The organism is Sphingomonas trueperi (assembly GCF_040545965.1).
Taxonomy (GTDB): Bacteria; Pseudomonadota; Alphaproteobacteria; order Sphingomonadales; family Sphingomonadaceae; genus Sphingomonas; species Sphingomonas trueperi_C.
On the sequence record NZ_JBEPMV010000002.1, the window covers coordinates 282,400 to 294,857 of the forward strand.

The following is a 12,458-nucleotide window of genomic DNA, read 5'->3' on the forward strand; positions in this document are numbered from 1 at the left end:
GGTCGGGGGAGGGGCTGAACGCTACCGTCAGTCCACCCTCTCCACGTCAGCCCCTCCCCTAACCCCTCCCGCAAGCGGGAGGGGAATTTGAAGAAGCGACTCGGTATCCTGATTTCGGGTCGCGGATCGAACATGGCCTCGCTGGTCGAGGCCGCCGCGGCGCCGGACTGCCCCTATACCGTCGCACTCGTCGCCAGCGACAAGCCGGAGGCGGCCGGTCTCGCCTGGGCTGCCGAGCGCGGCGTGCCGACCTTCGCACAGAGCCCCAAGGGCATGCCCAAGGCCGAGTATGAAGCCAAAATCGACTCGGCGCTGCGCGACGCGGGCGTTGAGGCGATCGCGCTTGCCGGCTATATGCGGCTGCTCTCCGACGATTTCGTCGCGCGCTGGCGCGGGCGGATCGTCAACATCCACCCCTCGCTGCTGCCCAAGTACAAGGGCCTCGACACCCATGCCCGCGCGATCGAGGCGGGCGATGCCGAGGCCGGCGCCTCGGTCCATGTCGTTACCGAGGAACTGGATGGCGGCGAAGTGCTCGGCCAGGCGCGCGTGGCAATCCTTCCCGACGACACGCCGGACAGCCTTGCCGCCCGCGTGCTCGCCGAAGAGCACAAGCTCTACGCAAAAACGCTCGCCGACTGGCTTCGCGGCTGAGAAACAGCGGATATTTGGCCGTCATCCCGCGTTCATCCTCGTCAATACCGCACATGGGGAAGTCACGCACATGGCCAAGGACTCGGCGCTCACGCCGGAGGAAGAAGGCGGGATCGCCACTGCCGAACTCGGGCTGGTGCTGCTCGACGGGCCCAACGGGGTCGCCGTAGCGATGACCCCCGAGGCGGCCGAAGCTACCGGCCGCAGCCTGCTCGCCGCGGCCGAAACGGCGGCCGGCCAGCGCGCGCGGGGCGAAACGGGTTATTGAGACTTGTGCTGCCATAGTGCCCGCGCCGATAAGGGGCGCGGATGATCAAGGTCGCCAGCTATAACATGCGGAAGTCGATCGGCACCGACCGACGACGCCGACCGGAGAGGACGCTCGAGGTACTGCTCGAGGTCGACGCCGACGTGATTGCCTTGCAGGAGGCCGATCGCCGCTTCGGCGCGCGCGAGGCCGTGCTCACCCAAAGCCTGCTCGCCGAACATAGCCCGTGGAAGCCGGTGCATTTCGGCATGCGCGCGCGATCGATGGGCTGGCACGGCAATGCGCTGCTCGTGCGCAAGGAGGCCGAGATCCTCGGCTGCGCGGCGCTCCATTTGCCCACATTGGAGCCGCGCGGTGCGGTGATGGCGGATCTTCGCATCAACGGGCAGCCGCTTCGGGTGCTGGGCATGCATCTCGATCTGTCGGGTCTCTGGCGCCGGCGCCAGGCGCATGCCATCCTCACCCAGCTCGCAAACCTTCCGCCGATGCCGACGGTGATGATGGGCGACCTCAACGAATGGAGCGCCGATCGCGGCTGCCTGCGCGATTTCGCCCACCACTTCACCTTCGCCGCCACCGGCAAGAGCTTCCATGCGCGCCGCCCGATGGCGCGACTCGACCGGATCATGGCCTCGCCCGATCTCGCCTTCGGCGAGGTTGGCGTGCATTACAGCCTGGCGGCGCGCACCGCCTCGGATCACCTCCCCATCTGGGCGGAGGTGCGGCACCGCTGATGCACGAGGCGCAGGAAAAGGAGCTGCGGCTGGCGCTGGTCTGCTATGGCGGGATCAGCCTCGCGGTCTACATGCACGGCATCACCAAGGAGGTGTGGCACCTCGCCCGCGCCAGCTGTGCGGAGCGCGAGGGCACCCCGCTTCACAGCGTCTACCGCGAACTGATCGAGGATATCCGTGATCGCAGCGGCCTCAACCTGCGCGTGCTGGTCGATATCCTCTCCGGCGCCAGCGCCGGCGGGATCAATGCGGTGTTTCTCGCCCAGGCGATCGCAACCGGCCAGTCGCTCGATCCACTCACCGCGATGTGGCTCGACCATGCCGATGTCGATGCGCTGCTCGCCCCCAGCCAGGGGCCGTCGCACCGCTTCGCCAAGATCTGGGCCAAGCCGATCGCCTGGATGCTCTCCAACCGCGAGCATGGCGAGGAGGAAACCGTCGAGGCGGGATCGCGCGTGGAAGTGCGCGAGAAGCTCGAGCGCTTCGTTCGCTCGCGCTGGTTCGAGCCGCCCTTTGGCGGCGAGCAGCTGCTCAAGACGCTGCTCAATGCGTTCGACAAAATGGCCAGGGGTCCGGCCGAACGCCGGCTGCTCCCCGAAGGCCAGCCGCTCGACCTGTTCGTCACCGCCACCGATTTCCGCGGCCATGCCGAAACGCTGCGGCTCAATACGCCGCCGGAAGTGGTGGAGACCGAGCATCGCCTCGTCTTCAGCTTCACCGATCACGGTCGCGGCACCGGCATCGCCCATCCCGCAGCGCTGGGCTTCGCCGCCCGCGCGACCTCCAGCTTCCCCGGCGCCTTTCCGCCGTTGATGGTGGAAGAGCTCGACAAGGTCCTCGCCGATCGCGGCGAGACCTGGTTGGGCCGCGACGCCTTCCTCCAGCGCGCCCTGCCCGAGCAATGGGCGGAGAGCCGCGCCGAGAAAGCCGTGCTGATCGACGGATCGGTGCTCGCCAACGCGCCGTTCGGCCCGGCGATGGAGGCGCTGCGCGAGCGCCCTGCCCGCCGCCAGGTCGATCGCCGCTTCGTTTTTCTCGATCCGACGCCCGACATGCGGTTCGATTTCTACGGCCCGCGACGCGAGCGCCCCGGCTTCTTCTCGACGCTGATCGGCGCGCTGTCCGAACTGCCGCGCAAGCAGCCGATCCGCGACAATCTCGACGTGATCGCCGCGCGCTCCGACAGGATCGAGCGGATGCTTGCGATCGTCTCCGAGATCCGGGCGGAGGTGGAGGCACAGGTCGAGTCGCTGTTCGGCTACACGCTGTGGCTCGACTACCCCACGCCCAAGCGGCTCGCCGCGTGGCGCAAGCGCGCGCAGGTCGCGGCGGCTGCCAAGGCGGGCTATGGCCACACCGCCTATGCGCTGCTCAAGGTCGACGGCGCGATCGATCGCACCGCGCGGTTGCTCCAGGCGCTCGCCGGACAACAGGACGGGCAGAAGCTCCGCTCGCTCGGGCGCCGCCTCCGCGAAACGGTGCGGACCCGCGGCGCCGATCGGTTCGGCGCGTCGCTGCCCGGTGGCGCCTCTCCCGAAGCGCTCGATTTTCTGCGCGGCCACGACCTCGGCTTCCGTATCCGACGGCTGCGGCTGCTCGCCCGGCGACTGTCAGAGCTGGAGCAATCCGCCCCGCGCGGCGCGATGCGGCCGATGCGCGACGCGATCTACGGCGCGCTCGCCGCCTATCTCGAGCTCAAGCGCTCGGACACCTTCGCCGACCTCCAGGACAAGCTGGCGGGCGATCCGGCCACGGTGCTCGACACGCTTGCCGAGCGGATGCAGCTCCGCGCGCTCGACCGCCAGACTGACGAAGTGCTCTCCGCCGGGTTCAGCGCGCTGTCGAAGGAGCTGCGGCGGCCGATGCTGCTCGCCTATCTCGGCTTCCCCTTCTTCGACATCGCCACCTACCCGCTGCTCCAGGGCGAAGGCATGGACGAGTTCGATCCGATCCGCGTCGACCGGATCTCGCCCGAGGACGCCAAGGCGATCCGCAGCGGCGGCGTGGCGGCGATGCTGAAAGGCAACCAGTTCAACAATTTCGGCGCTTTCTTCAGCCGCGCATACCGCGAGAACGATTATCTTTGGGGCCGCCTCAACGGCGCCGACCGGCTGATCGACATCGTGCTCTCCACGCTCGACGCCGACGCACGCCCCGATGCCGAGCACATCGCCGCGCTCAAGCGGCGCGCCTTCCACGCGATCCTCGACGAGGAGGCGCCGGCCCTCACCGCTATCCCCGGACTGATCGCCGAACTGCGCGCCGAAATCGGCTGAGCCTTGGCAAGCGGGCCCGCTCGGGCCTAGAAGACGCGCAGGGTTTGTCAGGAAGGGAGCGGAATGCGGTTTCTGAAGGTGCTGTTGTGGCTCCTGCTCGGCGGCGTGATCGCCGGGTTCGTGATCTACAATGGCGAGCAGCGCGTGAGCATCCAGCTCTGGGGCGGTCTCGTCGCCGATATCAGCCTGCCGCTCTTGCTGATCGTCGTGTTCCTCGCCGGCTTCCTGCCGATGCTGGTCGCCTATCAGACGTTACGCTGGCGGATGCGGCAGCGCTTCGCCGGGCTGGAGCGCGCGCTCGCCGATCTGCGATCGATCCCCGCCACCCCCGCCCCACGCTTCGAGCCGGTCACCGACGCTGTCGCCATCGAGGAGCCCCGGGCATGAGCGGCCGCATCTATGTCGCGCTCGACACGCCCGAGCTGGAAAAGGCCAAGGCGCTCGCCCTGAAGGTCCGCCACCATGTCGGCGGGATCAAGCTGGGCCTCGAATTCTTCATGGCGAACGGCCGCCACGGCGTGCACGAGATGGCGGAGATCGGCGTCCCGATCTTCCTCGACCTCAAGTTCCACGACATTCCCAACACCGTCGCCAAGGCGATCCACGCGCTGCGGCCGCTGAACCCGGCGATCCTCACCGTCCACGCCGCCGGCGGCCGGGCTATGCTGGAGGATGCCAAGGCCGCAGCGCCCGAGGGCACCAAGGTCGTCGCAGTCACAATGCTCACCAGCCTCGACGGCAACGACATGACCGCGATCGGCCTCAAGCCCGATCCGCACGAGCAGGTGATGCGGCTCGCTGAGCTGGCCCGCTCGGCGGGGGTCGACGGCATCGTCTGCTCGGGCGAAGAGGTGAAGGCGGCGCACGCGGCCTGGAAGGACGGCTTCTTCGTCGTTCCCGGCGTCCGCCCGGCCGACGCCCATGTCGGTGACCAGAAGCGCGTGGTCACGCCGCGCAGCGCAGTGGATGCAGGTGCCTCGATCCTGGTGATCGGCCGGCCTATCACCCAGGCCGAAGATCCGGATGCAGCCGCTCGCGCAATTGCCGCGACGCTTTGAGAAATAACGGGTTTCCTCTCCTACAAGGGAGAGGAACTTCCGGAACGCCCATGCCCCTTACCGTCCGCCCTGCCGTTACCGCCGACCTGCCGGCGATCCATCCCGTGATCGAACGCGCCTATCGCGGCGAAACCGCGCGTCAGGGCTGGACGCATGAGGCGGACCTGATCGAGGGGCCGCGCACCAATCTCGCAACGCTGACCGCAATCGTGGAAGACCCGGCCCAGGTGTTGCTGAGCGCATGGGAAGATGGCGCCGCGATCGGCTGCGTCAACGTTGCCAACCGGGGCGGCGGAACTGCCTATCTGGGCCTGCTCTGCATCGATCCGCTCCGCCAGGCGGGCGGGCTCGGCCGCCAGCTGATCGCCGCCGCCGAGGCGCATGCCCGCGACGTCTTCGGCTGCATGCGCACGGAAATGACGGTGATCGAAGAACGCCGCAAGCTGATCGAATATTATCTCCGCCGCGGCTATGCCGAGACCGGCGCGCGCTGCGATTTCCCGATCCCGCTAGACCCGCCGCTGTTCATGACGGTGCTGGCCAAGCCGCTGGTCTAGCGCCTAGAGGGCGCCCATGCCCGCAACCGCCAAGATCTGTGGCCTGTCCACGCCCGAGACGCTCGACGCCGCCACCACCGGCGGCGCCAGCCATATCGGCTTCGTCTTCTTCCCGCCCAGTCCGCGCCACCTGAGCTTCGACAAGGCGCACGGCCTCGCCGCGCGGGTGCCGGGGCATGTCGCGCGTGTCGGCGTGTTCGTCGATCCGGACGACGCGCTGCTCGATGTCGCCATTGCCGCCGGGCGGCTCGACGTGATCCAGCTGCACAAGGTCACTCCCGAACGCACTGCCGCGGTGAAGGCGCGCACCGGCCTTGAGACTTGGGCCGCGCTCGCGGTGAAGACTCGGGCCGACCTCGTCCCCGCCGCCGGTTTCCGCGGCGCCGCCGACCGGCTGCTCTACGACGCCAAGGCCCCGGAGGGCGCCAAGGTGCCCGGCGGCACCGGGCTGCGCTTCGACTGGACCCTGCTCGACGGCTTCGCCCACCCCCTGCCCTGGATCCTCTCCGGCGGGCTCGACGCGGGCAATGTCGGCGAGGCGATCCGCGTCACCGGTGCCGGGCTGGTGGATGTCTCTTCGGGCATAGAACGCGCGCCGGGCATCAAGGATGTGGACAAGATCGCCGCTTTCCTTAAAGCCGTGGCCCGATCATGACCGCACCAAACTCCTTCCGCGCCCATCCCGACGACCGCGGGCATTTCGGCCAGTTCGGCGGACGCTTCGTCGCCGAGACGCTGATGCCGCTGATCCTCGACCTGGAGCGCGAATACACCGCCGCCAAGGCCGATCCCGCCTTCCAGGCCGAGTTCGATGACCTGCTCGAACATTATGTCGGCCGCCCTAGCCCGCTCTATTACGCCGAGCGGCTGACCGACGCCCTGCGCGAGAACGCACCCGAGGGCATGGGCGCCGAGGTCTGGTTCAAGCGCGACGAGCTGAACCATACCGGCGCACACAAGATCAATAATTGCATCGGCCAGATCCTGCTCGCCCGCCGCATGGGCAAGACACGTATCATCGCCGAGACCGGCGCCGGCCAGCACGGCGTGGCGACCGCCACCGTCTGCGCGCGTTTCGGCCTGCCCTGCGTCATCTATATGGGCGCGACCGACGTGGCGCGGCAGCAGCCCAACGTGTTCCGCATGAAGCTGCTCGGCGCCGAAGTTGTGCCGGTGACCAGCGGCGCGGCGACGCTCAAGGACGCGATGAACGAGGGTCTGCGCGACTGGGTCGCCAATGTGGAGGACACCTTCTACATCATCGGCACCGCCGCCGGCCCGCACCCCTATCCGGAGCTGGTCCGCGACTTCCAGTCGGTGATCGGCCGCGAGGCGCGCGAGCAGATGCTCAAGCGCACCGGCAAGCTGCCCGACCTGCTGGTGGCGGCGATCGGCGGCGGATCGAACGCGATCGGCCTGTTCCACCCCTTCCTAGACGATGCCGATGTGAAGATGCTCGGCGTCGAGGCGGCGGGCGAAGGACTCGACAAGCGCCATGCCGCCAGCCTCGCCGGCGGCGCGCCGGGCATCCTTCACGGCAATCGCACCTATCTGCTGCAGGACGAGGACGGCCAGATCACCGAGGCACACTCGATCTCGGCAGGTCTCGACTATCCGGGCATCGGGCCCGAGCATGCCTGGCTGCGCGATATCGGCCGCGTCGAGTACACGGCGGTGACCGACACCGAGGCGCTCGACGCCTTCCAGCTGCTCTGCCGTACCGAGGGCATCATCCCCGCACTCGAGCCGAGCCACGCCATCGCCGCAGTGGCGAAGATTGCGCGCACGATGCCGCGCGACAAGGTGATCCTCGCCAACCTCTGCGGTCGCGGCGACAAGGACATCTTCACCGTCGCCGACGCGCTGGGAGTGAAGATGTGACCCGGCTTGCCAACGCCTTCGCCCATGCTGCCGCTGAGAGCCGCGCCGCGCTGGTGACTTTCGTCACCGCCGGCGATCCCACGCCCGGTGCAACCGCCGCGATCCTGGACGCGCTCGTCGCCGGCGGCGCCGACGTGATCGAGCTCGGCATGCCGTTCACCGATCCGATGGCCGACGGCCCCGCGATCCAGGCGGCGAACCTGCGCAGCCTCGCCGCCGGCACCACCACGGCGGATGTGCTCGCTATCGCCACGGCGTTCCGCGCGCGCCATCCGGACGTGCCGCTGGTGCTGATGGGCTATGCCAATCCGATGACCCGCCGTGGGCCGGATTGGTTCGCGAACGCCGCGCGCGATGCCGGCGTTGACGGCGTGATCTGCGTCGACATCCCCGCCGAGGAAGACGACAGCCTCGGCGAAGCGCTCCGCGCTGCCGGCATCGGCAATGTCCGCCTCGCCACGCCGACCACCGACGCGGCCCGCCTGCCGGCGGTGCTGGCGGGCGCGTCGGGCTTCCTCTATTATGTCTCGGTCGCCGGGATCACTGGGCTGCAGCAGGCTGCCACCGCCTCGATCGAGGCTGCGGTCGCCCGCCTCAAAGCCGCGACCGACCTGCCGATCGCGGTCGGCTTCGGTGTCCGCACCCCCGAACAGGCGGCGGCGATCGGCCGCGTCGCCGACGGCGTGGTCGTCGGCTCGGCGATCGTTGAGCTGGTCGGCCGTCATGGCGTGGATGCGGCGGAGCCCGTTCGCGCCTATATCGATACGCTGAAGACGGCGCTGGTCGCCGCACGCAAGGAAGTCGCATGAGCTGGATTTCGCGCGTTCGTAACGCGCTCGCCTATGTCACCACCCGTGGTGAGGAAAGCCCCGACAATCTCTGGCACAAGTGCAAGGGATGCGGACAGATGGTCTTCATGAAGGAGTTCGAGGACAATCAGAATGTCTGCCCGCATTGCGATTTCCACGATCGCATCGGCGCGACCAAGCGCTTCGAGCAGCTGTTCGACGATGGCGCGTTCAAGCTGTTGCCGAGCCCGAAGGTGGCCGAGGATCCGCTGAAGTTCCGCGACTCGAAGCCCTATACGGCGCGGATCAAGGCCGCGCGGGCGAGCACCGGCGAGCAGGACGCGTTCCAGAACGCCAGCGGCACGATCCATGGTCACAAGGCGGTGATCGGCGTCCAGGACTTCGCCTTCATGGGCGGATCCATGGGGCAGGCGGTCGGCGAGGCATTCATCGCCGGCGTCGAAACCGCGATCGCGTCGCGTTCGCCCTACATCGTGTTCACCGCCTCGGGCGGCGCGCGCATGCAGGAGGGCATTCTCAGCCTGATGCAGATGCCGCGCACCACCGTGGCGATCGAAATGCTCCACGACGGGGGCCTGCCCTATATCGTCGTGCTGACCGATCCGACCTCGGGCGGCGTGATGGCGGCCTATGCGATGCTGGGCGACGTCCAGATCGCCGAGCCGGGTGCCACCCTCGCCTTCACCGGCCGCCGCGTGATCGAGAACACGATCCGCGAAAAGCTGCCCGACGATTTCCAGACCAGCGAATATTATCGCGACCACGGCCTAGTCGACATGGTGACGCACCGCCGCGACCTGCGTGACACGCTGGGCCAGCTGATCGGCCTGCTGTGCGAGGCCCGCGCGGCGGCGTAATGCTTCACTCAAGCCCCTCCCCTTCAGGGGAGGGGTTGGGGTGGGGCAGAATCTCACCGAGACCAAGCTGCGTTCTGGAATCCCTCCACCCCCAACCCCTCCTCCAAGGAGGAGGGGCTTGAGTAAGTGCGCCATGCCTGACTTCGCTCGCTCCACCGACCCCGCCGTCCAGGCCCAGCTCGACCGGCTGACCCTGCTCTCCCCCGGCGCCGATATTCTCGGCCTGGGCCGCATCACGCAGCTGCTCGAGCGCGTCGGCAACCCGCATCTCCGCCTGCCGCCGGTGCTCCACGTCGCCGGCACCAACGGCAAGGGCTCCACCTGCGCCTTCCTGCGCGCGGCGCTCGAAGCGGCGGGCCTGCGCGTCCATGTCTATTCCAGCCCGCATCTCGTCCGCTTCAACGAGCGCATCCGCCTCGCCGGCACGCTGATCGACGACGCCACGCTCGCCCTGCTGCTCGCCGAGGTGCTGGATGCCGGTGGCGATATCGGCGCGAGCTTCTTCGAAGTCACGACCGCCGCAGCCTTCCTCGCCTTCGCCCGCACGCCTGCCGACGCCTGCGTGATCGAAGTCGGCCTGGGTGGACGGCTGGACGCCACCAATGTCGTCCCCGCGCCGATCGCCACCGGCATCGCCCAGCTCGGCATCGACCATCAGACATTCCTCGGCGACACGCTGCCGCAGATCGCCCGCGAAAAGGCCGGCATCGCCAAGCCCGGCGTGCCGCTGGTGACGATGCACTATGCTCCCGAGATCGCCGACGTGGTCGCGGCGGCCGGGGTGCCGGTGCTCGCCCAGGGCGGGGCATGGGACTATACCGTAGAGGGCGATCGCCTCACCTACCGCGACGCGAAGGGCACGGTGGCAACCCCGCTGCCGACGCTATCCGGTCCGCACCAGCCGGGCAATCTCGCGCTCGCCATTGCGATGCTGCGGCACCAGGATACGCTCGCCATCCCCGATACCGCGCTCGCCGCTGCGGCGACCGGTGCGCGTTGGCCGGCGCGGATGCAGCGGCTCGGCAACGGCCCGCTGACGACGCTGCTCCCGACCGGAACGCCCGTGTGGCTCGATGGCGGGCACAACGCCGCTGCCGGCGCGGCGATCGCCGGCACGATTGCGCAGGTCGCCGCCGGCCGGCCCTGCCACCTCGTGCTCGGCATGCTCGCGAACAAAGACCCCGAAGGTCTAATCGCGCCCCTCGCCGGCCAGTTGGCGAGCGTGACCACCGTTCCCATTCCCGGCCACGCCCATCATGCGCCTGCCGAGCTTGCGGCGCTTGTCGAGCGGCTCGGGGTGCCCGTGGCCGGCACTGCAGGGGATGTAGCTTCCGCCGTTCGCGCCATTGCTGGGCATATCGAGAGCGGCCCCCCGAGCGCTGTCCTCATCCTCGGCTCGCTCTATCTGGCGGGCGTCGTGCTGGAGGCGAACGGCGAATTGCCCGACTGACGCCGCGGCTCGCCTTATTGCGATTGACTATTAATAACAGAATGCGATGATTGCTCCGACGCCCATCGGAGAATCACATGCAGCCGTCCGTCCAGACCCTCGTCACCGCCCTGCCCCAGCTCCAGCCCGAGGATCCGGGCGTGCGGCTGCTGCTGTTCGGAGTCCGTCAGACCGGCGGCAACGGCCTGCACGATGCTAGCACCGCGCACGCCTTCCTGGTCGCGTTCGGCAAAGGCTTTCGCCGCCCGCTGATGCTGCTGCGCACGCTGATGCACGAGATGTCGGCGATGGCCACCGGGCCGGTGCAGATCGCCCCCTGGTGCTGCCCGCGCATGACCGCATCCGAGGCGGCGCTGGTCAGCGCGCTCGGCAAGGTCCGCACCAATCCGCAGGGCGCGGCGCTGCTGCTCGCCGACCTGATCGGCGTCCGCGACGCCACCGGGCTGCTGCCCACCGCGCACGCACTGGCGCAGAGCTTCGCCGACCTCGCGCTGCCGCTGGAACCGTAAAGCTCAATCGTCCTTGTCGGCGCCGGCGCGAGCTGCGCGCACGCTCTGCACGACGAAACCGCGCTGCCAGAGAAGCCACAGCAGCACCATGCCGGGGATCGCCACCACCGAGGTCATCACCCAGAAGCCGGCCCAGCCGAGCTTCTCGGCGAAGATGCCGGCCGGCGCCGCGAGCCAGGTACGCCCGACGCCCGCCAGTGATGACAGCAACGCGAATTGCGTCGCGGTGTAGGCGAGGCTCGACAGGCCCGAGAGATAGGTCACGAAGACGGTAAGCCCGAGCCCGCTGGTCACCTGTTCGGTCGCCACCGCGATGGTGAGCCAAAGGTCCGAATGGCCCTGTGTCGCGAGCACCGCAAAGGTCAGGTTGCTCAGCATCATCAGCATGCCCGAGACGAACAGCGCACGCCCCATGCCCAGCCACGCCAGCAGCGGCGCCGACAGCGCGGTACCGACGATCAGGCCCCAGAAGCCGACCACCTTGTTGATCGCCAGGAACTCGGTGTCGCTGAAGCCGAGCTCGACGATCATCGGGTTGAGCATCGATTGGCCCATCGCGTCGCCCAGCTTGTAGATCAGCACGAACACCAGGATCAGCACGGCGCCGCGCCGCTGGAGGAACTCGCGAAACGGCCCGATCAGCGTGGTCTCGAGCCAGGCACCTGCCCCCTTGCCCGGCTCTCGCTCGAGCACCCGATCATGCAGGCCCGGTCCTGCCCACAATGCCGCCAGCGCCCCTGGCAAAACGCAGAGGCCGGTAAGCCCATATGCCGTCGCCCATCCCAGCCCGAGCCCCTCAGGCGAGGCCATAGCGATCGTGCCGACACCCGCGATGAACGCGCCCAATCGATAGCCGAACTGGTTGTTGGCGGTGCCGTGCGGCAGTTCGGCCTCGGGCAGGATCTCGATGCGATAGGCGTCGATCACGATGTCTTGCGTCGCTGCGAGGAACGCGGTGACGATCGCCCAGAAGGCGAACACGCCAAGATGCAGCTCGGGCTGGCTCGCGCCGAGCATCCAGACGGAGGCGAACAGCAGCGCCTGGATCAGAAACAGCCATGAGCGCCGCTGACCGAACAGGCGCGTGAGCACCGGCAGCTTCAGCCGGTCGATCAGCGGCGCCCATAGGAACTTCAGGGTATAGGGCGTGGTGAGTCCGATCGCGAAGCCGATCGTCTTTTTCTCGATCCCCACCTTGGCGAGCCAGAAGGTCATGGTGCCGAGCAGCAGCGCCAGCGGGAAGCCGCTCGAGATGCCGAGCAACAGCGCTGCGAGCGGACGGGGGCGCAGATACGGCCCCATCGTCTCTGCGAACCCACGCCGCCGTTCGCCTTCCAGCCGTTCCGTACCCGCCATGCCTTGCTCCCCGCTTCAGGACGCGCGACACTAGCGGAAAAGCGACGGA

Annotated in this window: 14 protein-coding genes; 13 read left to right on the forward strand and 1 reads right to left on the reverse strand. The window is 68.4% G+C overall.

What is annotated here, in order from left to right; all coding sequences use genetic code 11:
• The first annotated feature begins 87 nt into the window (after positions 1–87).
• The 13 genes from purN to ABIC35_RS05180 all read left to right on the forward strand — a co-directional run bounded on the left by purN (position 88) and on the right by ABIC35_RS05180 (position 11,053).
• Complete coding sequence (purN, locus tag ABIC35_RS05120) at positions 88–654, forward strand: phosphoribosylglycinamide formyltransferase (protein ID WP_121077255.1); 567 nt, start codon at positions 88–90, stop codon at positions 652–654.
• Positions 655–724: 70 nt separating this feature from the next.
• Positions 725–922 carry a hypothetical protein gene (locus ABIC35_RS05125; protein WP_121077257.1) on the forward strand — a complete coding sequence of 66 codons (198 nt, stop codon included), beginning with the start codon at positions 725–727 and terminating at the stop codon, positions 920–922.
• Between the two features lie 41 nt (positions 923–963).
• Positions 964–1,656, forward strand: coding sequence for an endonuclease/exonuclease/phosphatase family protein (locus ABIC35_RS05130; RefSeq protein ID WP_121077259.1), 693 nt, complete (start codon positions 964–966; stop codon positions 1,654–1,656).
• Entirely contained in the window at positions 1,656–3,932 is a 2,277-nt protein-coding gene (locus ABIC35_RS05135; protein WP_121077261.1) for a patatin-like protein, read from the forward strand. Before ABIC35_RS05130 ends, ABIC35_RS05135 begins: the two co-directional genes overlap by 1 nt.
• 63 nt (positions 3,933–3,995) lie before the next feature.
• Positions 3,996–4,319: a LapA family protein gene (locus ABIC35_RS05140; RefSeq protein WP_121077262.1), complete on the forward strand. Its 324-nt coding sequence runs from the start codon at positions 3,996–3,998 to the stop codon at positions 4,317–4,319.
• Positions 4,316–4,990, forward strand: a complete 675-nt coding sequence (gene pyrF / locus ABIC35_RS05145; RefSeq protein WP_121077263.1) for an orotidine-5'-phosphate decarboxylase — start codon at positions 4,316–4,318, stop codon at positions 4,988–4,990. Before ABIC35_RS05140 ends, pyrF begins: the two co-directional genes overlap by 4 nt.
• Positions 4,991–5,040: 50 nt before the next feature.
• Positions 5,041–5,547: a GNAT family N-acetyltransferase gene (locus tag ABIC35_RS05150; RefSeq protein WP_121077264.1), complete on the forward strand. Its 507-nt coding sequence runs from the start codon at positions 5,041–5,043 to the stop codon at positions 5,545–5,547.
• 16 nt (positions 5,548–5,563) lie between these two features.
• Entirely contained in the window at positions 5,564–6,202 is a 639-nt protein-coding gene (locus ABIC35_RS05155) for a phosphoribosylanthranilate isomerase (protein ID WP_121077265.1), read from the forward strand.
• Positions 6,199–7,428, forward strand: a complete 1,230-nt coding sequence (trpB, locus tag ABIC35_RS05160; protein WP_121077266.1) for a tryptophan synthase subunit beta — start codon at positions 6,199–6,201, stop codon at positions 7,426–7,428. Before ABIC35_RS05155 ends, trpB begins: the two co-directional genes overlap by 4 nt.
• A complete protein-coding gene (gene trpA / locus ABIC35_RS05165; RefSeq protein WP_121077267.1) occupies positions 7,425–8,237 on the forward strand; it encodes a tryptophan synthase subunit alpha in 813 nt (270 codons plus the stop codon). The genes trpB and trpA overlap by 4 nt, the downstream gene beginning before the upstream one ends.
• The gene (accD, locus tag ABIC35_RS05170; RefSeq protein ID WP_121077268.1) at positions 8,234–9,094 is read left to right on the forward strand and encodes an acetyl-CoA carboxylase, carboxyltransferase subunit beta; all 861 of its coding nucleotides are present in this window, start codon (positions 8,234–8,236) and stop codon (positions 9,092–9,094) included. The genes trpA and accD overlap by 4 nt, the downstream gene beginning before the upstream one ends.
• A 133-nt stretch (positions 9,095–9,227) precedes the next feature.
• Positions 9,228–10,544, forward strand: coding sequence for a bifunctional folylpolyglutamate synthase/dihydrofolate synthase (locus ABIC35_RS05175; RefSeq protein WP_121077270.1), 1,317 nt, complete (start codon positions 9,228–9,230; stop codon positions 10,542–10,544).
• Positions 10,545–10,621: 77 nt separating this feature from the next.
• Positions 10,622–11,053: a DUF6628 family protein gene (locus ABIC35_RS05180; RefSeq protein ID WP_121077271.1), complete on the forward strand. Its 432-nt coding sequence runs from the start codon at positions 10,622–10,624 to the stop codon at positions 11,051–11,053.
• A gap of 3 nt (positions 11,054–11,056) precedes the next feature.
• On the opposite strand, the gene ABIC35_RS05185 is transcribed toward ABIC35_RS05180, so the two are convergent.
• Positions 11,057–12,409 (reverse strand): AmpG family muropeptide MFS transporter, encoded by a 1,353-nt coding sequence (locus ABIC35_RS05185; RefSeq protein ID WP_121077273.1) that lies wholly within the window; start codon positions 12,407–12,409, stop codon positions 11,057–11,059.
• Positions 12,410–12,458: the final 49 nt, after the last annotated feature.